This is a genomic window from Ruegeria sp. BC5 (assembly GCF_056539205.1).
The window spans coordinates 42,191-61,112 of the sequence record NZ_JBQFUN010000009.1 but is presented as its reverse complement, the minus strand read 5'-3'; the positions used below and the strand labels follow the sequence as shown (position 1 = coordinate 61,112).

The window sequence follows — 18,922 nt, the reverse complement described above, 5'->3', positions numbered from 1 at the left end:
GCGGCATGGACCGCGCCGTTTTCTTTTGGAGGCATCATGACGATCAAACGTATCTCCTCGGGCGGAGAATTCGAAGCCAAAATAGGCTACTGCCGTGCGGTGGTAGCCGGTGACTGGGTTCATGTGGCTGGGACGGTCGGGCAGGGCGATGATGTGACCCAACAATGTCGTGCAGCACTGGTGACAATCGAAAAAGCCCTGAGCGAGGCTGGGGCCAGCTTTGCTGATGTTGTTCGCGTAACATACATGCTGCCGGACCGTGCCGAATTTGAACCCTGCTGGCCGATTTTGCGAGAGTATTTCGGAGAAAACCCTCCGGCCACATCCATGATCGAATGCGGTTTGATTGATCCGAAGTTCCGGATCGAAATCGAAGTAACGGCTTATTTGCCGGAATAGTGAGTGCAACCTTTGTGACACTGGACCTTGGCGTGCCTTTGGTCCATATCTGCGGGGGACAGAAATGCCGGAGGCAGCCGATGGGAATCCTGAACACGCTATTGCGGGCCGTAACCTGGTGGAACGGGGCCACTCTGAACACGCAGATTTATACCGCGCGCAAGGGCGTCATGGTCGGTGAGGACAACGAAGGCAACGTGTTCTACCAAAACGCCGATGACAGTAAGCGCTGGGTGATTTTCAACGGCGAAGCCGAGGCAAGCCGGATCGATCCGGATTGGCACGGTTGGCTGCACCGTACCTGGGACGAGCCGCCAACCGACAAACCGTTACAGCACAAATCCTGGGAAAAGCCCCATCAAGAAAACCTGACGGGTACCGCACTGGCTTATGCACCCGCGGGATCTCTGCGTCGGCAAGATCCGATCGAGCGCAAAGATTACGAGGCCTGGAGCCCGGAATAAACGAGGCGAGCAATGTCTACTTACAATGTGACCGAAGTTCTTGTCGGCGGGGCCGTATTGGCCTGTGCCGTTGCCTTTGGCGTCTATGCGAGCCAATCCACCGGTCTGTCGCAAGGCGGTGAAGGGTATCAACTGGGGGCCTCCTTCCGGTCGCTGGAAGGTGTCGGTGTCGGCACGGATGTACGTCTGGCCGGGGTCAAGATCGGCACGGTAACCGGTGTTACCCTAAACGCAGACACCTATCGTGCGGACACGACATTCACGATCCGGGACGGTATTCTGGTGCCTGATGACAGCGCCATCGTGATCTCTTCCGAAGGGCTGCTGGGCGGCAATTTCGTTGAGGTGATGCCCGGTGGTTCGCCTTTCTATTTCGAGCCGGGCGATCAGGTCGAAGATACCCAAGGCGCGGTGAGCCTGATCTCACTACTGGTCAAATTCGTGGCCGGGGATAGCGGCGAATGAGGCGTTTCGCCCTGATCGCTGCGCTGCTGGTCGCCTCTGGCGCATCAGCTCAGGAAAAGGTTCAATCCGCCCCCGGAGCAATCCTGCGGGGCCTGGACAAAGTCAGCGGCCAAACCGTCGATGTCGAAATGCAAAACGGTCAGACCGGAGAGGTATTCGGTCTGGATGTTGCATTGGGGGATTGCCGCTATCCTGTCGAAAACCCGACAGGTGATGCGTTCGCCTATCTGACGATCTGGGAAAAAGGTAAGTCGGATCAATTGTTTGACGGCTGGATGATTGCAACGTCTCCAGCCCTGAACGCACTGGATCATGCACGCTATGACGTCTGGGTGATCCGCTGTATTACACCCTCGGGCGACTGAACCAAAGGCGTGGTAAAATCTGCGTTGGCGTTCAATGCCTCGTCCAATTCCTGACGGTATTGCGAGCGCGGAATTTCGATTGCACCCAAGGACGCCAGATGAGTTGTCAGAAACTGCGTATCAAACAGCCGAAACCCGGTTTGGCGCAGTCGGTCCACCAGATAGGCCAGCGCGATTTTTGACGCATCTGTTCGGCGTGAGAACATGCTTTCCCCAAAGAATGCAGCCCCCAATGTAACGCCGTAAACACCGCCAACCAATTGATCCTTTTCCCAAATCTCCAGAGAATGCGCATAGCCTGACTGATGAACTTGTATGTACAGCTCGCGAAGTTCGGTATTGATCCAGGTGTCGGCGCGATCTGCGCAGCCGTCGACCACCCCGGTAAAATCCTGATCTATGGTGACAGAGAACCCGCAATTTCGGATGCGGCGTGTCAGACTGCGCGAGACGTGGAATCCATCCAAGGGAAAGACTCCGCGGAACTTGGGATCAACCCAGAACAATTCTGGTGCGTCGCGGTTTTCAGCCATCGGAAAAATACCGATGGAATAGCCGTGTAGTAAGAGTTCCGGGGAAAGGCTCATGCGGAATGCTCGAAGGGCGAAGGATTGCAGCCCTTCGCCCCCAGTAGGTTAGTCAGGCATATTCTCAGCAAGCCAGCGTTCCAACCAGTGGATGTTGTAGGTGCCGCTGTGAATATCGGGTTCCTGTAGGAGGTCGTGAAACAGCGGCACAGTGGTATCAATGCCGTCCACGATCAGTTCGCCCAATGCGCGTTCCAGACGCGCCAGCGCCTCGGCCCGGTCGCGGCCCTGTACGATCAGTTTGGCAATCAGTGAGTCGTAATAGGGCGGGATTGAGTAACCATCATAAAGCGCTGAATCCATCCGCACGCCCAATCCGCCGGGCGCATGATAGGCCGTGATCTTGCCCGGGCAGGGTGAGAAGTTGGGCAGTTTTTCAGCATTGATCCGAACTTCGATGGCGTGGCCATTGATTTCCAGATCGTCCTGACCGAACGACATGTCTTCACCGGCAGCCACGAGAATCTGTTCCCGCACCAGGTCGACGCCAAAGATCCCTTCGGTTACCGGGTGTTCAACCTGAAGACGGGTGTTCATCTCGATGAAATAGAACTCACCGTTTTCGTACAGGAACTCGATGGTACCCGCGCCGATATAGTTGATTTTGGCCACGGCGTCGGCACAGACCTTGCCGATCTTGGCGCGTTCCTCTGGCGTGATGCAGGGGCCAGGGGCCTCTTCAAACACCTTCTGGTGGCGACGCTGCAGCGAACAGTCGCGTTCGCCCAGATGAACCGCTTTGCCTTTGCCATCGCCAAACACCTGAATTTCGATGTGGCGCGGCGTGGTCAGGTATTTCTCAATATAGACCTCGTCATTGCCAAAGGCGGCTTTGCCCTCGGCCCGTGCGGTCATGAATGCGCTTTCCATCTCATCGGCGTTCATCGCGACTTTCATGCCGCGCCCACCGCCACCTGCGGTGGCCTTGATGATAACGGGATAGCCGAAATCTTCGCCGATCTTTTTAGCGGTTGCCAGGTCAGGCACACCACCATCCGAACCGGGAACGCAGGGCACACCCAGTTGTTTCATCGTGTCTTTGGCGGTGATCTTGTCGCCCATGATGCGGATATGTTCCGCGGTGGGGCCAATAAAGGTGATGCCGTGATCTTCGACGATCTGCACGAACTCGGCATTCTCGGACAGGAAGCCGTAACCGGGGTGGATCGCCTGTGCGCCGGTGATTTCACAGGCCGAGATGATCGCGGGCATCGAAAGATAGCTCTGCGGGCTGGGCGGAGGGCCGATACATACCGATTCGTCCGCCATGCGCACATGCATCGCGTCGCTGTCAGCGGTTGAATGCACGGCGACCGTCTTAATCCCCATCTCGCGCGCTGCGCGGATGACGCGCAGGGCGATCTCGCCTCGGTTGGCAATCAGGATTTTATCGAACATGGGCCCGCCTTACTCAACGATGACCAGAGGGGTGCCGAATTCTACAGCGTCACCATCACCAACCAGAATACGCTTGATGGTGCCTGCTTTGGGCGCGTGGATATGGTTCATGGTTTTCATCGCTTCGACGATCAGCAGCGTGTCGCCTTCGGACACCGACGCGCCGACCGAAATGAACGCAGGTGCGCCCGGTTCAGCTTGCATATACACGGTGCCGACCATGGGCGAGGTTACGGCGCCGGGGTGGCTGGCCGGATCTTCCTGTGCGGCGGGGGCTTCGGCTGCTGCAGGCGCGGCGGCAGGGGCAGCAACGGGCGCGGCCGGGGCTGCGGCAGGAACGGCAACCTGAACCGGAGCAGCGGCGACCTGGTTCATGCGGCTGACGCGCACGTTCAGGCTGTCTTCTTCGCCATATTCGCGTTTGACCTGCAATTCGGTCAGATCGTTTTCGCGCAGCAATTCAGCCAGTGCCTTGATGAATGCCACATCCGCTTCGTGTTTGGTGTCTGTCATGAGTGTCCTCGACGGTTCCCCTTTGGCCCGTCTGTTCCTGCGGGCTTTGGTCTAATTACGCAGCGTTATAAGCCAAGCGCCCGGCCATGAAAAGCGCAGTCTCGGCCTGACAGATAAGGGTTTTACCCAAGTTTCCCCGGGGGGAAAGGGGCTACAGTGGCATTCCTGAAAGTTTCGCCACCAATTCGGGTAGTTTGCGTGCCCCGAATTTCTCAAGCAGGCGCGCGCGATAGGCTTCGATCGTCCGATAACTAAGGCCCAATTCAACCCCGATTTCCTTTGCGGACAGGCCACGGCAAGACATGATGGCAACCTCACGCTCGCGAACAGTCAGTTCGACCAGGGGACGTTCTTCCGAGATGTCGGAAAAGCTCCAGATGCCATGTCGGAACGGATCGTCCGGTGTTAACGAGCGCCCGCGGGCACGGCACCAGAACAGATCGCTGTTGCGCCTCCGCATGACCCGCTCATCCGTGTAATACCCGGTGTCGCGCATCACCTGCAGGCTGCGTGCGCCTATGCGCTCCCAATCGGCGACCGAGGGGTACAGATGCAACAGAGGCATGTTCCGATAATCCGCAACCTCGCCGCCAAAGGTGCGGGCGAACTGCAGGTTGCAGCGCCGGATAATCCGGTTTTCTAATTCGACTAATCCGATTGGTGCATATTCAAAGGCGGGGTCGCTCATCCAGCTATCGTGCCGGGAATTGGGTGAAATGAGAAGGGGCTGTACGCAGATTCTGATCATAGCTGGTGAACGATGCGGCGTGCAGGTGTGTTAAATTTGTAAAGTGGTTTTGAAAATTTGCGCATAACTAATAGAAAAGAACAACAAGTTTTGAAAATATCCTCAAGAAATGACTTAATAAGTTCGTATAAGATAGGGGTAAGGGTATGCGCGATACGCTGACAGGCAGTCGCATTCGGGAAAGGCGTCAGATCGCCGGGATGCGCCAGGCTGAGCTGGCGCGGCGGGTCGGGATATCGGCATCTTACCTTAATCTTATCGAACACAACCGCCGCCGGATCGGTGGCAAGTTGCTGGTCAATATAGCGACGGTGCTGGCGGTGGAACCTTCGGTGCTGACACAGGGGATCGAAGCCACATTGATTGCCGCGCTACGCGAGGCGGCGGCTGATGCCGTTGGTCAACAGGCTGAACTGGACGGGTTAGAAGAATTCGCGGGCCGGTTCCCTGGATGGGCGGGTGTACTGGCCCAGATGCATCGGCGTGTGGTGTCGTTGGAGCGCACAGTCGAAACCTTATCTGACAGGTTGACTCATGATCCCCATCTGGCGGCGTCCATGCACGAGGTCTTGTCAACCGCTGCTGCGATTCGTTCAACCGCGGCTATTCTGGCAGACACGCAGGAAATCGAACCAGAATGGCGGGACCGGTTTCACAGCAACCTGCATCAGGATGCGGAACGCTTGGCGGATAGCTCGAAATCGCTTGTGGCTTACCTTGATGAAAGCGATTCCGCCGGGGATCATCGGGGCGTTCCGCTGGAGGATGTCGAGGCGTTTTTCGACGCCAACGGGCATCATTTCCCGCAGATCGAACAGGGTGGGCCCGGCGCTGAAATTGATCTGAGCGATCTGGATTCGGCGACAGCCAAATCCCTGACACGAGACTTTCTTGACATCTATGCTGCAGATGCCCGGGCCATGCCGCTAGAGGATGTGCAAGCGGCTTTGGCAGAATCTGCGTTGAACCCGCTGCAATTGGCGTCCCGGTTTTCGGTGGATCTTGCGACGGTGCTGCGTCGGTTGGCGGCCCTGCCGGACGGGTATCTGGGCCGCCCGACGGGTCTGGTGGTGTGTGACGCATCCGGCAGCATTCTGTTCAACAAATCCGTCCCCGGCTTTGCTATGCCGCGTTTTGGCGAAGCCTGCCCCCTGTGGCCGTTGTTTCAGGCCCTGAACAGGCCCTTGGTGCCCATTCGGCAACGCATTGTACAGCTTGGTCGGACGGCCGCTGTCTTCGACTGTTATGCCTATGCCTGGCCGCAATCCGTTTCCGGGTACGACGAGGGGCCAGTTTATCGCTCGGTGATGCTAGTACGCTCGGTCGAAGACGTGGCGTATGACGAACAGGCCGTGGCCCGGGTTGGGCCCAGTTGCAGGGTCTGCCCGCACAGCGACTGCAAGTCGCGGCGCGAACCGTCAATTCTGAGCGAAGGTTTTTGACAGTTTCCTGACACTGCGCGTAAGCTGTCGGAGACGGGTCTGCCAGTTTGTAGCCCGTCACGGGGAGGACAGATAATGAGCCGTAAGGTTCTGTTAATTGAGGATGAGCCCAACATCGCCGAGGCCATTCGGTTTCTACTGACGCGTGAGGGTTGGCAGGTGGAAACCCATGCCGAAGGCGCGGACGCGTTGCAGGTCATTCAGGGGGCAAGCCCGGATCTGGTCATTCTGGACGTGATGTTGCCGGGCAAAAGCGGGATGGAGATTCTACGCGATCTGCGTGAGCTTGAAGATATGCAGAGCCTTCCGGTTTTGATGCTGACAGCCCGCGGCCAGTCCCGAGATCGCGAAATGGCCGAAAACGCCGGTGTCAGCCGCTTCATGACCAAGCCGTTTTCCAATACCGAGATGCTGACGGCAGTGCGCGACCTGCATGCGCAGGCGACACAGTCATGAGCACTGGCGAAGACCGGCCGCCCTCGGGGGTTCGGCCTTCGCTTTTTCTTGAGCGACAGAGTTATCGCCGCCGCAGGCTGTCAGACGCCGCGCGCCTGTTGCCATTTTTGGGGGCGGCGCTGCTGGCCATTCCGTTGCTGTGGCCAGATGAGCCGGGTGCGCCGGAAGGGGTGCCCCTGTCCTCAGCGATTTTTTACATCTTTGCCTGCTGGGCGGGCCTGATTGTTGCCAGCCTAGTGTTTGGCTTTGCTGCCCGGCGTATGGCCATTCCGGACGATTCCGAGCCCGAGACGGATTGATGGCCACGCTGAACGTCCTTATTCTGGTCTGCCTTGCCTATGTTGTTCTGCTGTTCGGGGTCGCTTTTGCCGCGGATCGGATGGCGGCGGCCGGGCGGGGGGCTTGGCTGCGATCTCCGCTGATCTACACACTGTCGCTGTCGATCTATTGTACGGCTTGGACGTTTTATGGCGCCGTGGGCAACGCCGCGCGGTCGGGGTTAGAGTTTGTGACCATTTACCTGGGGCCAACGCTGGTGATGGTCGGTTGGTGGTGGGGACTGCGCAAACTGGTGCGGGTCGGGCGCAGTCAGCGGGTGACCTCGATCGCTGACCTGATTTCTTCACGCTATGGCAAATCCAATACGCTGGCGATCTGTGTGACCATTCTGGCTGTGCTGGGCGGAACCCCCTACATCGCGTTGCAACTGCAATCCATTACCCTGTCATTTTCTATCTTTGCCGAGGCTGACCCCTCGGGGCTGTATCGCGAAGGTGCCAGCGTTTTCTGGGTTGCTGCAGGGTTGGCCATCTTTGCGATCCTGTTTGGCACCCGGAACCTGGATGCCAATGAACGGCACCACGGAGTAGTGACGGCCATCGCATTGGAATCCGTGGTCAAGCTGTTCGCGCTTTTGGCGGTTGGTGCCTTTGTGGTCTGGGGCGTTGCGGGGGGCGTGGGGCCGATGATGGACCGGATCGACGCCTCTGAGATCGGTCAGTGGAATGTGGATGCGGGGCGCTGGACAACGTTTATTTTCCTCTCCGCCGCGGCTTTTATCTGCCTGCCGCGTATGTTTCAGGTGATGGTGGTTGAAAACGCGGATGAAGGGCACCTGAGGACCGCTGCCTGGGCCTTTCCGCTGTATCTGCTGTTGATGAGCCTTTTTGTGGTGCCGATCGCGGTCATTGGTCTGGACCTGATGCCCGAAGGGTCAAATCCCGATCTGTTTGTCCTGACTGTACCCTTGTCTCAGGGCAATGATTGGTTGGCGATGTTGTCCTTTATCGGCGGCTTCTCTTCGGCCACATCGATGGTCATCGTTACCGCAATGGCGTTGTCGACCATGGTGTCAAACCATTTGGTCATGCCAATCTGGCTGAGCACGCAGGAAGGGTCCGGCTCGGTTTCGGGGGACGTTCGGAATGTCGTTCTGATGGCGCGTCGGGTGTCGATCGCTGTCATCATGGCGCTGGGTTTCTTTTACTACCGCCTGTCCGGTGGCGGCGCGGCTTTGGCGTCAATCGGATTGGTGGCCTTTGCCGGGATTTCTCAAATCCTGCCCGCACTAGTCGGCGGTCTGTTCTGGCGCGGTGCTACGCGGACCGGCGCGCTGGTGGGGCTGACGGTAGGTTTCCTGCTTTGGATATACACACTGCTGTTGCCGGGGATGAGTGGGGCGTTGATACCCGAAACGGTCGTTCAAAACGGGCCCTTCGGGTGGGGTTGGCTGCGCCCGCAGGCCCTGTTTGGGATCGAAGGTATGGACCCGATGGTACACACCGTAATGTGGTCACTGTCCCTGAATACGGTGGCGTTCTGCGTTGCATCGTTGCTAAGCGTTCCCAGCCCGTTGGAACGCCTGCAAGGAGCGCAATTCGTTAACGTTTTCGACCATTCGGTCGCGCCGCGCGGCTGGACGGGATCGGTGGCCCAGAGCGAAGATTTGATGATCATGACCCAGCGGATTTTGGGGGCGGGCCCGGCGCAAGACTTCTTTCATGCCGAGGCAGAACAGCAGGGTGGTCGCTCTAGCCTGCCGGAACCCACGCCCGCCTTTCTGGAACGTCTGGAACGGGAACTCAGCGGCTCTGTCGGTGCGGCCACAGCGCATGCGATGATTGGCCAGATCGTCGGGGGATCATCCGTTTCGGTCGAAGACCTGTTGGCGGTGGCCGACGAATCCGCGCAGTTGCTGGAGTATTCCAGCCAACTGGAGGTCAAATCCGCCGAGCTTTCCCGCACCGCGCGGCAATTGCGCGAGGCAAACACCAAGCTCACGCAAATCTCGGAACAGAAGGATAGTTTCCTTAGCCAGGTCAGCCATGAGTTGCGCACACCCATGACCTCGATCCGCGCGTTTTCCGAGATCATGCGTGACACCGACGGGCTGAGCCCCGAAGAACAGACGCGCTATGCCGCGATCATTCATGACGAAGCTTTGCGCCTGACGCGATTGTTGGATGACCTACTTGATCTTAGCGTGCTGGAAAGCGGACAGGTCAGCCTGAACGTGGGCGGGGATACGCTTCGCTCGGTTCTGGATCGGGCGGTGTCCAGTGCATTGGCCGGAACCGGGCAAACACTGACCGTCAAACGCGCGAAAGCGTCCGAGCGTATCCCGCTGTTAACTGATCTGGATCGGCTGGGGCAGGTGTTCATCAATTTGATTTCCAATGCTCAGAAATATTGTGATGCTGACGAGCCCGAACTGACAATCTCGGCCCATGATGTTGGTGGGCAAGTTGTGATTGATTTTGCCGATAACGGCAGTGGCATCCCGCCCGAGGCGCGCTCGATGGTGTTCGAAAAATTCGCCCGTGTTGGCGTCGACAAGGCCGGGGGTGCCGGATTGGGTTTGGCGATCTGCCGCGAGATTATGCAGCGCCTGGGCGGTGAAATCACCTATCTGCCCGGTCAAGGCGGGGCGGCCTTCCGTGTTCGGTTGCCACTGGCCTATCGGCAGGCCGCGCAGTGATGTGCTTGTAAAGACATTCGTAACCAGCATGGGTTTAGACAGGGTGTCAGACGCGGAAAAACACAGCGGATTCGAGAATGTCGCAAACGGTCAGCGCAGCATTGGCGCGCAAGCTTTCAGCGGGACAGGAAGAGCAGGGCGATAAGCCACGCTCGATCTTGCGGGCGCTGCGGCTGGCTTTTGCACGCGCGGCCGGGGACAATTTGCAACTCCCGCTTGTTGTCATAGGGGCCAAACAATCCAACCGTACGCCGGACATGCTGGCGGGGCCGGTTGGGGAAGATTGGTTGATGCTGCAGTTTATGAACAGCGATGGAATCTCTGCCGCTGTCTGCATGGATCTGGGCGCTGTTTCAGCCATCGTTCAAGTGCAAACGATTGGTGAGGTAATGGCAGGTGATCCTGCGCCACGTGCCTTCACGCACACGGATGGTGCGATGGTTGCCCCGTTGGTCGAGCAGGTCTTGGCACGGTCTGTGGAACTGGTGGATGCGCCCTTGGATCAATCCAGTTTGTTGGGGTATGAATTTTCCACGCGTTTGGCAGATTTGCGCACATTGTCGCTGGCGATGGTTGAAGATACGTATCGGGTGTTTGACCTTACCGTGGAACTGGGCGGTGGCCTGCGGCAGGGCCAAATTTCTGTCTTCCTGCCCGATCATCTGGCAGAGCAGGAGGGGGAGGTCAGGCAAGAGGACACAGGTCCAAACCTTGAACAGGCTTCGGATGTTTTGCGGGCAGAGTTAAACACGGTGATCTGCCGAATGACCTTGCCGCTGGCGTCGCTGTCTGACCTTGCCGTTGGGGATGTGCTGCCGTTGACGGGATCACGGCTGGATCGGGCGCAGGTCTTGACGATCGACCGCGCGCGCGCTGCCGTTGGTCGCTTGGGGCAATGTGGCGGGATGCGCGCCGTGCGCCTGAACGAATGCGCACCGCTTACGGCGTTGACCCAATCTGAAGCCGAGGAGTTTCTGGAGGCCCGGTCGCCTGTGGCATCACATCAGGAACCGGACATGCCCGCACAACCAGAGATGTCGCAGATGCCTGTCCCGTTCGGTTCAATCGCACCGGAGGATTTGGAAACGAACCTGAATTTCGCCGACTCAGATCAAATGGTTGCCGAAATTTCGCAGCTGGCCGGGTTGTCGACGCCCACAACTGATCCCAATAATCCTAGCTAGTTTACTCAGTGTCGCTGCGGATCTGCTCAAGGATCGGGCGCAGGTTGTCCAGCGTGTAACCCGCTTTGGTGGTCGCGTTCAGGATGTCGTCCGCACTCATCCGATCGCACTGCCCCAATGCCCACACTACCGAACACCGCGTGCCCGAGGCGCAATAGGCCAGAACCGGTCCGCCGCAGCTTTCGGCTAACTCGCGTTGCAGGGCCACATTTTCAGGGGTCATGGTCTGGTGGGTCAGTTCCAGAACCTCGTATTCCATACCCGCCGCACGCACCGCGTCGCCGATGGCGTCTGATTGCATGTCCGCAGGAACCTCGACATTGGGCCGGTTGCAAATCACTTTGACAAAACCGGCATCGGCGATGGCTGGGACGTCCTCGACCGAAATTTGCGGCGAGACGGCGTAGCGGGGGGTAATCGGGCGAATCTCCATGGCAATTGCTTAGGCCGCGTTGGCGGCTCTGTCCAGTTGCGCACCAAGGGTAGGGGCCGCAACCATGCCCACAATCATGGCGATCAGGAATACAACTCCGCCAACTCCCCCATAGCCAAGCGAGGCAAGGGCCGGTCCGGGGCACAGCCCAACCAATCCCCAACCCATGCCAAACAGAACAGAGCCAAAGATCAACTGGCGGTCCAATTCGGGTGCGGCTTTTTGCGGAAACCTCCCTCCGGTCAGTGGGCGGCGGTTGGACGTCAACCGCCATGCGACAAGCATGGGAAGGATCGCCCCAGCCATCACAAAGGCGAGCGTTGGATCCCATTGTCCGAACATATCCAACCAGCCCTGCACTTTGGTTGTGTCGGTCATACCAGAGATCAGCAGGCCGATTCCGAACAACGATCCTGCAAGAAATGAAATGACTACGCGCATCAGATCAGCCCCCAGACATGGCGCAGCAGAGCGACCGTTGCGATCCCAGCCATGATGTAGACGATTGTGGCGACAATGCCCCGCAGGGAAAATCGGGATATTCCGCAAACGCCGTGCCCCGATGTACACCCATTGGCGATGCGTGTGCCCAAGCCCACCAATAGACCGGCGATAATCACGAGGGTGATGTTCCCGGTCAGATGAGTTTGGGCCGCGGGCAAGAGCAGGGGCCGCAGCAACAAGGGCACTCCGATCAATCCCGCAAGAAAAGCAAGCCGTTCAAGTGATCGATCACTGCCGTCGACCAGTCCGCCCAGAATGCCACTGGCCCCCATGATGCGCCCATTGCCCAGTAAATAGAGGGCAGCACCCAGCCCAATCAGAAGACCTCCGCCAAGGCCCCATATCCATTCAAGTTGCATTGTTTGTCCTTTGCGTGACAGCCGCCTCTGTTTCAGAGTTTGTTCAGTGGAAGTTTCAGGTAAACGTCGCCATCTTCATCGGCTGGCGGCATCTGCCCTGCACGCATATTCACCTGCAGCGACGGCAGAATCAGACGGGGCATGGGCAGCGTTGCATCACGGGCGTCGCGCATTTCAACGAACTCTTCGACAGAGCGTCCATGACCAATATGGACGTTCAGCGCCTTTTGCTCTCCCACGGTTGTTTCCCAAGCATATTCGTCGCGCCCCGGCGCCATGTAATCATGCCCCACAAAGACGCGCGTCTGATCCGGTAGTGCCAGAATTTTTTGGATCGATTCGTATAGCGTTGCGGACGACCCACCTGGAAAATCACAGCGCGCCGTGCCGAAATCGGGCATGAACAGAGTGTCGCCGACAAACGCGGCATCGCCAATCACATAGGTCAGGCAGGCCGGAGTGTGGCCGGGCGTATGCAGAACATCGCCGCGCATCTGACCAACGTGAAAGCTGTCGCCTTCGCGGAACAGGGCGTCGAACTGACTGCCGTCCCGCTGAAACTCGGTCCCTTCGTTAAAGATTTTACCGAATGTTTCCTGAATGGTAACGATCTGATCCCCGATCCCGATCTTGCCGCCCAGCTTTTCCTGCAGATAGGGGGCAGCGGATAAGTGGTCGGCGTGCACATGGCTTTCCAGAATCCATTCAACCCGCAGGTTGTTCGCCCGCACGTACTCGATGATCTTATCGGCTGCGTGCGTACCCGTCCGGCCAGAGGCGTGGTCAAAATCCAGAACGCTGTCGATAATCGCGCATGCAAGCCCTTCGGGCTCTTGCGCCAAGTAGGAAACCGTAAAGGTCTCGGGGTCGAAAAACGCTTTTACTTTTGGTGTCATGTGGTCCTCCGCCTATGTCGGTAATTCATATATCAATTACGGAATATATTGCAATCAACACTGCGTGATTTGATGCGGGTCAAAGCAGGGTAGCCTCGTTTCGAGTAAAAATTAATCAAATCGCCCCCGGTCGCAAAAATAGCTCGACGAACAGGCGGTTTTCCGCGCGATTGTGTGGCAATCTATACGGGTCTTAAAACGGTCACATATATCAGACTAAATGAAGACATTTGGGAGGATAGAAATGTCGTCAGTCAATTTATACTCAGAAGCCGAACAACTTGAAGAAAAGCTCAGCGGAGCGTGCCTTGATACACGTCTGGCATTGCAACCGAGTGTGGCCAAGGTGATTCAACGGATGCGCCAGCAGGGAATGCATGTCCCGTCGCGCCTACGTCGTTTGGATGCAGCCCTGTGCGAAGATGCGATGGAAGCGCGCTTTGATAATCTGCCCGTTTGAATATAACAGTCAGCCAAAAGAAATCCCGACGATCACCACCATCAGGCCAAGAACCGACAAAAACAGTGATGCCAGGTTCCACGGCAATACACCTTGAACAACAGCGCGCAGTTCCTCGTCCGACAGGCCGGACTTGCGCGCCTTCATCACACGCAGGATACACCAAACTAGGCCGCAGAGCCCGGCAAGCGACAGGGCGGCACCGCCCCAGGTGATGAATTCGAACATGGTTCCCCACATTTGCTTGTCAATTCCACCAGCGCTTAGCGGATCGCCACTGCTCACACAAGCCCGGCAGGATTGGGTGCTTGCGGCCCGTGCGGCAGCAATGTATCCGGCGTAGAGCCCGCTGTCACAGCATCAGATATCCACCTCTGGGAGAGACATTTATGGATGACATGACCGAAGATCAGGCCACTGCGAATTATCGTGTTACCGCGGGTGAGCTGCGCCAGTTCATCGAACGCTTTGAACGCCTGGACGCAGAAAAGAAAGACCTTGCGGAACAGCAAAAAGAGGTGATGGCGGAGGCCAAAGCCCGTGGATACGACACCAAGGTCATGCGCAAGGTAATCGCGCTGCGCAAGCGCGACAAGGACGATATTGCCGAAGAAGAGGCGGTGCTTGAGATGTACAAGGAAGCTCTTGGCATGAGCTGAAACAGGGCTGGGTCCGTCTGACGATTCTTGTCATGCGGGTCCCCCACATTCACGATCAGGGTTTTAGAACACGCACGCCCGGTACAGCACCAAGCCGTTCAAGATCCTGTTCGTACAATTCTGAAAACGCGTCCACGATCTCGGTGGACCAGCCGGGCAAGTCCAACTCTTCCTCGATTTTCTCAGGCAGCGCGTGCTCTTCAAAGATCTGCGCCAACTGTTCATGCAGGGCTGACCTGTCTTGCGGCTCAATTTGGTTGCTCAGGGCCAGCACTTTGGTTTGTCCGGCTTCATCCAGCAAAGTCGCCAACAGGTCATATTCATCCACCAGCGTCGTGCTGTCGTCCAAGCCAGTCAAAGACCGCATAATGTCCCCCCAGATAAACGGGGTGTCCTCATTGCTCCACAATGTGATTTGAACGCTGGGGGCGAGGTCCTGAATGTCTTCGATCATGCCGATCCAGCTAAGGCAGCTCAGGTCAGTGTTTCGAACAATTTCGGCACGCTCACCTTCGGGCAGCGACATCAGGAATTTGGGGATAAAGCTGCCCGGATTTCTGAGCCCTATGAACAATTCAAGTTGGTGTTCATCAAAGGCTTGCTCCAACAGCGCCATTCTGCGACCGGCTAAAGGATACAACTGCCCTTCCTGCAAGGCATCAGCCGGTTCACCCGCAAATCTTCCACTGGAAAAGATCGCGCGCTGGGTATGTGAATCGTTTGGCAGAATGCTATTGAGGTTTTGGGATAAGTCGACGGCCTTAGTTCCCAACTTTTCAAAAATGGGATTGAAGGTCCAGTTGTATCGTCGCGCGCCAAAAATCTTGACCCCGTTATTTTTCAGGATGCCTGAGTTTTTCTTCAACGAGTTCAGCACGCGGCCTTCATCTGTAAAAGCCGCGCCCGCGTGGATAGCAACCTTCATTTTCGGTTCTTGTCCTTGCTTTCAACTCTTCTAGTCGGGTTACAGCCTGCGGTCGGAACAGTCAAATCCACACCATTCTGCCCGGTTGTTTCTTCGCGTTGCCAAGAAATCCGACATTCACTAAGTTAAGATAAAAATATTGGCTTGCAGTCTCCAACAAGAGAAAGTAATCGACACTCAGTGCCCCTATAGCTCAGCTGGTAGAGCAACTGATTTGTAATCAGTAGGTCCGCGGTTCGAGTCCGTGTGGGGGCACCAAACCAGACGCAGAAGCGTTGCAATCCGCTAACGCTCTGAAAGGTAAAGTCAGATTCACGGTTCGAAACCCTTGTTTATGGCTGTAGACCGCTGGAGCGGCAAAGATCATTCGAAGCATAGATTTTCGCCATTCGAGCGTTGACTTTTTCCATATATCAAAAGGGCTTGAGAGAATCCGCATTGCCGGTTCGAACGCATCTGAGAAGTCTGGGCTGTTTTGGTCGAATTCTCTTAATTTGTGCTCCTCATGGGCCTTTTCATTGTGTAGTTTTTCTAGCTTTCTCTCCAGGGCCGAAGACACAACTTCCAACTCAGTGTCTACGTACTTGTCAGTCGTCTTTTCGATTTCACTGTTTATCTGAGAGATTCGCTTTCTGCGCTCCTTACGTGACTGTTTATCCTTGAGCCTCCGAAGCTCCCACGCATCTCGCAGCATTTGGGAAAAGACCTTCACGAAACCAGGCTCGGGTTGAATCTGGCGCAACAAAGATTCGAACTCACCTTCAAGCTGCTCTCTTCGAATTGACTTTCCGGCCCTGCTGCATCCGTGTTTTCGGCAAATGTAGTAAGGATAGTGCTTTGATCTTCCTCCTGACCAATTCGAGGTCATGAAGTTCCCGCAAGCTTCACAAAGGACGAATCCACGGAGAGGAAAATCCTCGCTGACATCTTGCCTGACACGAGCCACCACCCTTCCATCCAAACGCTTCAGAATTTTCTGATGTTCCTCATATGAGATCAGTGGAGAATGCTTTCCTTTGGTGAGTGGGATGTTCCACTTGAGGTTGCTGTAGCGCCCTGCATATAACGGGCGCCGCAATATCGCTGAGACGTATGAGTAAGTAAGTTTGCTTTTTCCGATATAGCGCATGAATGTAGGATCATTCTCAAGGAACGATTTGGATTCTCCCACAGTTTCGAAGCGACCAGCGGCAAACCCTGATAACATCTCTGATAGAATGGATGCCACGGGCTCGTCCCTTACAACCTTTTTTCGCCCTTGATTGTCCGAACGAACATACAGGTAGCCAACCGGCAAGCGGCTGAAAGCATAATATCCGTTCAACATTCGACCACGAGTGCGGCTCTTGTTTGTCTCTGCATTTTTTTGGCTAAAGTGCTGAGAGAACACTGCTTGCATCATCTCAAACAGGATTTCATCGGCGCTTTCGCCAAAGCGAAGTCGAGGGCTTACCAATTTACCGCCCGCGCTTTCGATTTCCTCCTTTATTCGCAAGTATGCCTTCATACCTCGGGCAAGCCGAGAGACGTCATCAATGATGACGGCTTTCGTATGCCCTTTAGATCGTTTTAGATAACTAAGCAGACTGCTCATGCCTTTTCTTTTATCCAATCGACCCGACGCTATATCTCTAAATTCTTTTTCGACATCTAAGTTGTTTTTAAGTGCAAACTCGCGGCATATGGTTAGCTGCGATTCTAACCCATCGCCTTCCTTAATTTGCTTGGAACTCGAAACTCTGACATAAATTACTGCCGCGATCTTTGTGTCAAGGTTGCTCATTTTTAATTCTCCCTTTTTATTCGATGTAATTCCGCTATTTTTGATATTTCATTCACTAATATTCGCAATAGCGAGCACGATTTGCCATGAGGCCCATAAATGTGATCTTCCAATTCTCCTTTGACCCGCTACCCAGTTGAGCTCGGTGCAATATTTTTCGAAATTCTCATTAAATTTCGCCGTCACACATAGAGAACTTGTTCGCGTAGCCAACGCGTCTACGTCTGAACATACCGCGCCCCAACCATTTGAAATTGCGCCGACTGTGCTGGCTCCCTTGGTCGACTTCCACGAGATGCTTGGCTTATCTTTCTTTTCCTTTTTTGATCGGATCATTTCACAAACCATTTATTACATTAACTGACTTCCCTATTGCCTCAAATGAAACTCAATTCGTCAAGGGTAATGAAAAAACAAGCTCGGTGGAGTAGCGTCACTAATTCTAGACCAGTTCATTTATCCTTGAATTCCTGGTGCTAAAATTCTGTGAGGTCTATTCTTTCAAAATCTCCTATCGGACTCATCTATTCATGTTGGCAAGAATAAATTTGGCACCCATTAGATCTAAAAATACGAATATTGCCTTGAAGTCTTGGTAAGTATTTTGGTGTGGAATTCCATTTGCCATTGGGAAAATGGTAGCCAGTCAAACTCAAAATTCTACGAGAAAAAAAAGCGAATCAGTCAGGAGTGCTGTCGCGATTTTCGGGCCTACCTGTTAGCAATTGACTTGAGTCCCAAGTCTTCTCAACTTAGGAGAAAATTCCTGAGTTTGGGGTTTCCCGAATGGAAGTACAGGTAGCGCCATGCCGCTCATGAAGTGGGATCAGTTTTGAACACTACGGTCGCAGGCATCTCCAGGGATGGCCAGCGGAGGCAAACTGGCCTCGTTCAGCCATGATAGATAGATCGCAGAAAACAACACTGACGATAGTCACAACTGCCACCGAACAATGAACTTCTCGATCTGAATGACGTTGGCTTGGAGCTTCGCTCGCAGCCTCGATGCCAGGATGCCTGCCGTGGGCGTGTCCTCATGCTGCGTGATGAGTCCATCATTGCCAGTCCACCGGATGTCGAAGAAATCAGGGCAGGGTATCTCCATGCCGCGGACGGTTGCTTTCTCGTATTCCTCGAAAAACCACTCCCTAACGGTTCGCTTGATAGTAAGCGGTGCTGCCCAGGACGGCATCCTGCTGACCGAGGAACAGATGGCGGCGCTGGAGAAGGCCAAGCAGCAGAGGGAGGCGCATGGCGAGATCGAGAGCCACCATCCCGGTTATCTTGGCAGCCAAGACACCTACTATGTGGGCACGATGAAAGGCGTGGGGCGCATCTACCAGCAGACCTTTGTCGATACCTTTGCCCGCGTGGCGATCTGCAAGCTCTATACCGAGAAGACGGCGATCTCCGCCGCAGACCTGCTGAATGACCGGGTGATCCCGTTCTTCGCCGAACAAGGCATCAACCTGCTGCGCATCCTGACCGACCGGGGCACCGAGTATTGCGGCAAGGTCGAAAACCACGCCTACCAGCTTTATCTGGCGGTCGTGGATGTGGATCATTCCAGGACCAAAGCAAACAGCCCACAGACCAACGGCATCTGCGAGCGCTTCCACAGGACCATCAAGGATGAGTTCTACGACATTGCCTTCCGCAAAAAGCTCTACCGCTCGGTGGAGGAGTTGCAGACCGATCTGGATATTTGGCTGGCCAAATACAACGAACAGCGGCCACATTCGGGAAGATACTGCTACGGCAAAACACCTATGCAGACCTTCCGAGAAACGCTACACATCGCCGTGGACAAGACAATCAGGGGTTCCGATCAATCGGACGGCCAACAACCCATTCTCAGCCCTGTTCGCTGAGGTGTCCGTCAGATCAAGTCTGAAGTTTTACATC

General features: G+C 55.7%; 22 protein-coding genes, 1 tRNA gene and 1 pseudogene. 13 read left to right on the top strand and 11 right to left on the bottom strand.

Annotation, left to right across the window (positions count from 1 at the left end):
• Nucleotides 1–36: 36 nt before the first annotated feature.
• The 4 genes from ACR0LY_RS17480 to ACR0LY_RS17465 all read left to right on the top strand — a co-directional run bounded on the left by ACR0LY_RS17480 (nt 37) and on the right by ACR0LY_RS17465 (nt 1,693).
• Entirely contained in the window at nt 37–399 is a 363-nt protein-coding gene (locus tag ACR0LY_RS17480; protein ID WP_170351342.1) for a RidA family protein, read from the top strand.
• 80 nt (nt 400–479) lie between these two features.
• Nucleotides 480–863, top strand: a complete 384-nt coding sequence (locus ACR0LY_RS17475; RefSeq protein WP_170351341.1) for an NADH:ubiquinone oxidoreductase subunit NDUFA12 — start codon at nt 480–482, stop codon at nt 861–863.
• Between the two features lie 12 nt (nt 864–875).
• Nucleotides 876–1,328 carry an outer membrane lipid asymmetry maintenance protein MlaD gene (mlaD, locus tag ACR0LY_RS17470; RefSeq protein WP_170351340.1) on the top strand — a complete coding sequence of 151 codons (453 nt, stop codon included), beginning with the start codon at nt 876–878 and terminating at the stop codon, nt 1,326–1,328.
• On the top strand, nt 1,325–1,693 hold the full coding sequence (locus ACR0LY_RS17465) for a DUF2155 domain-containing protein (RefSeq protein ID WP_170351339.1): 369 nt from the start codon (nt 1,325–1,327) through the stop codon (nt 1,691–1,693). The genes mlaD and ACR0LY_RS17465 overlap by 4 nt, the downstream gene beginning before the upstream one ends.
• On the opposite strand, the gene aat is transcribed toward ACR0LY_RS17465, so the two are convergent.
• From aat to ACR0LY_RS17445, 4 genes are all read right to left on the bottom strand, one after another.
• Nucleotides 1,648–2,280, bottom strand: coding sequence for a leucyl/phenylalanyl-tRNA--protein transferase (gene aat / locus ACR0LY_RS17460; protein WP_170351338.1), 633 nt, complete (start codon nt 2,278–2,280; stop codon nt 1,648–1,650). The two genes, ACR0LY_RS17465 and aat, sit on opposite strands and share 46 nt — an antisense overlap.
• 48 nt (nt 2,281–2,328) lie before the next feature.
• Entirely contained in the window at nt 2,329–3,678 is a 1,350-nt protein-coding gene (gene accC, locus ACR0LY_RS17455; RefSeq protein WP_170351337.1) for an acetyl-CoA carboxylase biotin carboxylase subunit, read from the bottom strand.
• A gap of 9 nt (nt 3,679–3,687) precedes the next feature.
• Nucleotides 3,688–4,191 (bottom strand): acetyl-CoA carboxylase biotin carboxyl carrier protein, encoded by a 504-nt coding sequence (gene accB / locus ACR0LY_RS17450; protein WP_170351336.1) that lies wholly within the window; start codon nt 4,189–4,191, stop codon nt 3,688–3,690.
• Between the two features lie 151 nt (nt 4,192–4,342).
• Entirely contained in the window at nt 4,343–4,879 is a 537-nt protein-coding gene (locus tag ACR0LY_RS17445; protein ID WP_170351335.1) for a LuxR C-terminal-related transcriptional regulator, read from the bottom strand.
• Between the two features lie 206 nt (nt 4,880–5,085).
• Here ACR0LY_RS17445 and ACR0LY_RS17440 point away from each other — a divergent pair, with 206 nt between their 5' ends.
• The 5 genes from ACR0LY_RS17440 to ACR0LY_RS17420 all read left to right on the top strand — a co-directional run bounded on the left by ACR0LY_RS17440 (nt 5,086) and on the right by ACR0LY_RS17420 (nt 10,998).
• On the top strand, nt 5,086–6,381 hold the full coding sequence (locus tag ACR0LY_RS17440; RefSeq protein ID WP_170351334.1) for a helix-turn-helix transcriptional regulator: 1,296 nt from the start codon (nt 5,086–5,088) through the stop codon (nt 6,379–6,381).
• 75 nt (nt 6,382–6,456) lie between these two features.
• On the top strand, nt 6,457–6,837 hold the full coding sequence (locus tag ACR0LY_RS17435; protein ID WP_170351333.1) for a response regulator transcription factor: 381 nt from the start codon (nt 6,457–6,459) through the stop codon (nt 6,835–6,837).
• Nucleotides 6,834–7,136: a hypothetical protein gene (locus ACR0LY_RS17430; protein ID WP_170351332.1), complete on the top strand. Its 303-nt coding sequence runs from the start codon at nt 6,834–6,836 to the stop codon at nt 7,134–7,136. Before ACR0LY_RS17435 ends, ACR0LY_RS17430 begins: the two co-directional genes overlap by 4 nt.
• Complete coding sequence (locus tag ACR0LY_RS17425; protein ID WP_170351331.1) at nt 7,136–9,814, top strand: sensor histidine kinase; 2,679 nt, start codon at nt 7,136–7,138, stop codon at nt 9,812–9,814. The genes ACR0LY_RS17430 and ACR0LY_RS17425 overlap by 1 nt, the downstream gene beginning before the upstream one ends.
• A gap of 77 nt (nt 9,815–9,891) precedes the next feature.
• Nucleotides 9,892–10,998 carry a FliM/FliN family flagellar motor C-terminal domain-containing protein gene (locus tag ACR0LY_RS17420; RefSeq protein ID WP_170351330.1) on the top strand — a complete coding sequence of 369 codons (1,107 nt, stop codon included), beginning with the start codon at nt 9,892–9,894 and terminating at the stop codon, nt 10,996–10,998.
• Between the two features lies 1 nt (nt 10,999).
• Here the strand turns inward: ACR0LY_RS17420 and ACR0LY_RS17415 are convergent, their stop codons facing one another.
• Genes ACR0LY_RS17415 through ACR0LY_RS17400 form a run of 4 tightly spaced genes read right to left on the bottom strand, consistent with a single transcriptional unit; the run spans nt 11,000 to nt 13,190 of the window.
• Entirely contained in the window at nt 11,000–11,431 is a 432-nt protein-coding gene (locus ACR0LY_RS17415) for a protein tyrosine phosphatase family protein (protein ID WP_170351329.1), read from the bottom strand.
• Nucleotides 11,432–11,440: 9 nt separating this feature from the next.
• Nucleotides 11,441–11,872, bottom strand: a complete 432-nt coding sequence (locus tag ACR0LY_RS17410) for a DUF6691 family protein (RefSeq protein ID WP_170351328.1) — start codon at nt 11,870–11,872, stop codon at nt 11,441–11,443.
• Entirely contained in the window at nt 11,872–12,294 is a 423-nt protein-coding gene (locus ACR0LY_RS17405) for a YeeE/YedE family protein (RefSeq protein WP_170351327.1), read from the bottom strand. The genes ACR0LY_RS17410 and ACR0LY_RS17405 overlap by 1 nt, the downstream gene beginning before the upstream one ends.
• A 32-nt stretch (nt 12,295–12,326) precedes the next feature.
• Nucleotides 12,327–13,190 carry an MBL fold metallo-hydrolase gene (locus ACR0LY_RS17400; protein ID WP_170351326.1) on the bottom strand — a complete coding sequence of 288 codons (864 nt, stop codon included), beginning with the start codon at nt 13,188–13,190 and terminating at the stop codon, nt 12,327–12,329.
• Between the two features lie 244 nt (nt 13,191–13,434).
• Here ACR0LY_RS17400 and ACR0LY_RS17395 point away from each other — a divergent pair, with 244 nt between their 5' ends.
• Nucleotides 13,435–13,650 (top strand): hypothetical protein, encoded by a 216-nt coding sequence (locus ACR0LY_RS17395; RefSeq protein ID WP_170351325.1) that lies wholly within the window; start codon nt 13,435–13,437, stop codon nt 13,648–13,650.
• A 9-nt stretch (nt 13,651–13,659) separates the two neighbouring features.
• On the opposite strand, the gene ACR0LY_RS17390 is transcribed toward ACR0LY_RS17395, so the two are convergent.
• Nucleotides 13,660–13,878 carry a hypothetical protein gene (locus ACR0LY_RS17390; RefSeq protein WP_170351324.1) on the bottom strand — a complete coding sequence of 73 codons (219 nt, stop codon included), beginning with the start codon at nt 13,876–13,878 and terminating at the stop codon, nt 13,660–13,662.
• Nucleotides 13,879–14,039: 161 nt separating this feature from the next.
• Here ACR0LY_RS17390 and ACR0LY_RS17385 point away from each other — a divergent pair, with 161 nt between their 5' ends.
• Nucleotides 14,040–14,309, top strand: coding sequence for a DUF2312 domain-containing protein (locus ACR0LY_RS17385; RefSeq protein WP_058282431.1), 270 nt, complete (start codon nt 14,040–14,042; stop codon nt 14,307–14,309).
• 55 nt (nt 14,310–14,364) lie between these two features.
• On the opposite strand, the gene ACR0LY_RS17380 is transcribed toward ACR0LY_RS17385, so the two are convergent.
• Nucleotides 14,365–15,234 carry a hypothetical protein gene (locus ACR0LY_RS17380; protein ID WP_170351323.1) on the bottom strand — a complete coding sequence of 290 codons (870 nt, stop codon included), beginning with the start codon at nt 15,232–15,234 and terminating at the stop codon, nt 14,365–14,367.
• A gap of 182 nt (nt 15,235–15,416) precedes the next feature.
• On the opposite strand from ACR0LY_RS17380, the gene ACR0LY_RS17375 reads away from it, so the two are divergent.
• Nucleotides 15,417–15,492: transfer RNA gene (locus ACR0LY_RS17375), tRNA-Thr, on the top strand.
• Here the strand turns inward: ACR0LY_RS17375 and ACR0LY_RS17370 are convergent.
• Nucleotides 15,455–17,017, bottom strand: a complete 1,563-nt coding sequence (locus ACR0LY_RS17370; protein ID WP_368040154.1) for a recombinase family protein — start codon at nt 17,015–17,017, stop codon at nt 15,455–15,457. The genes ACR0LY_RS17375 and ACR0LY_RS17370 overlap by 38 nt on opposite strands.
• A 1,178-nt stretch (nt 17,018–18,195) precedes the next feature.
• Between ACR0LY_RS17370 and ACR0LY_RS17365 the strand changes: the two are divergent.
• A pseudogene (locus ACR0LY_RS17365) lies at nt 18,196–18,888 on the top strand (integrase core domain-containing protein); the annotation flags it as partial.
• Nucleotides 18,889–18,922: the final 34 nt, after the last annotated feature.

Bases quoted from the DNA above. Each gene is read 5' to 3' on its own strand.
- ACR0LY_RS17480 (WP_170351342.1), top strand. From the start codon at position 37: ATGACGATCAAACGTATCTCCTCGGGCGGAGAATTCGAAGCCAAAATA.
- ACR0LY_RS17475 (WP_170351341.1), top strand. From the start codon at position 480: ATGGGAATCCTGAACACGCTATTGCGGGCCGTAACCTGGTGGAACGGG.
- mlaD (WP_170351340.1), top strand. From the start codon at position 876: ATGTCTACTTACAATGTGACCGAAGTTCTTGTCGGCGGGGCCGTATTG.
- ACR0LY_RS17465 (WP_170351339.1), top strand. From the start codon at position 1,325: ATGAGGCGTTTCGCCCTGATCGCTGCGCTGCTGGTCGCCTCTGGCGCA.
- aat (WP_170351338.1), bottom strand. From the start codon at position 2,280: ATGAGCCTTTCCCCGGAACTCTTACTACACGGCTATTCCATCGGTATT.
- accC (WP_170351337.1), bottom strand. From the start codon at position 3,678: ATGTTCGATAAAATCCTGATTGCCAACCGAGGCGAGATCGCCCTGCGC.
- accB (WP_170351336.1), bottom strand. From the start codon at position 4,191: ATGACAGACACCAAACACGAAGCGGATGTGGCATTCATCAAGGCACTG.
- ACR0LY_RS17445 (WP_170351335.1), bottom strand. From the start codon at position 4,879: ATGAGCGACCCCGCCTTTGAATATGCACCAATCGGATTAGTCGAATTA.
- ACR0LY_RS17440 (WP_170351334.1), top strand. From the start codon at position 5,086: ATGCGCGATACGCTGACAGGCAGTCGCATTCGGGAAAGGCGTCAGATC.
- ACR0LY_RS17435 (WP_170351333.1), top strand. From the start codon at position 6,457: ATGAGCCGTAAGGTTCTGTTAATTGAGGATGAGCCCAACATCGCCGAG.
- ACR0LY_RS17430 (WP_170351332.1), top strand. From the start codon at position 6,834: ATGAGCACTGGCGAAGACCGGCCGCCCTCGGGGGTTCGGCCTTCGCTT.
- ACR0LY_RS17425 (WP_170351331.1), top strand. From the start codon at position 7,136: ATGGCCACGCTGAACGTCCTTATTCTGGTCTGCCTTGCCTATGTTGTT.
- ACR0LY_RS17420 (WP_170351330.1), top strand. From the start codon at position 9,892: ATGTCGCAAACGGTCAGCGCAGCATTGGCGCGCAAGCTTTCAGCGGGA.
- ACR0LY_RS17415 (WP_170351329.1), bottom strand. From the start codon at position 11,431: ATGGAGATTCGCCCGATTACCCCCCGCTACGCCGTCTCGCCGCAAATT.
- ACR0LY_RS17410 (WP_170351328.1), bottom strand. From the start codon at position 11,872: ATGCGCGTAGTCATTTCATTTCTTGCAGGATCGTTGTTCGGAATCGGC.
- ACR0LY_RS17405 (WP_170351327.1), bottom strand. From the start codon at position 12,294: ATGCAACTTGAATGGATATGGGGCCTTGGCGGAGGTCTTCTGATTGGG.
- ACR0LY_RS17400 (WP_170351326.1), bottom strand. From the start codon at position 13,190: ATGACACCAAAAGTAAAAGCGTTTTTCGACCCCGAGACCTTTACGGTT.
- ACR0LY_RS17395 (WP_170351325.1), top strand. From the start codon at position 13,435: ATGTCGTCAGTCAATTTATACTCAGAAGCCGAACAACTTGAAGAAAAG.
- ACR0LY_RS17390 (WP_170351324.1), bottom strand. From the start codon at position 13,878: ATGTTCGAATTCATCACCTGGGGCGGTGCCGCCCTGTCGCTTGCCGGG.
- ACR0LY_RS17385 (WP_058282431.1), top strand. From the start codon at position 14,040: ATGGATGACATGACCGAAGATCAGGCCACTGCGAATTATCGTGTTACC.
- ACR0LY_RS17380 (WP_170351323.1), bottom strand. From the start codon at position 15,234: ATGAAGGTTGCTATCCACGCGGGCGCGGCTTTTACAGATGAAGGCCGC.
- ACR0LY_RS17370 (WP_368040154.1), bottom strand. From the start codon at position 17,017: ATGAGCAACCTTGACACAAAGATCGCGGCAGTAATTTATGTCAGAGTT.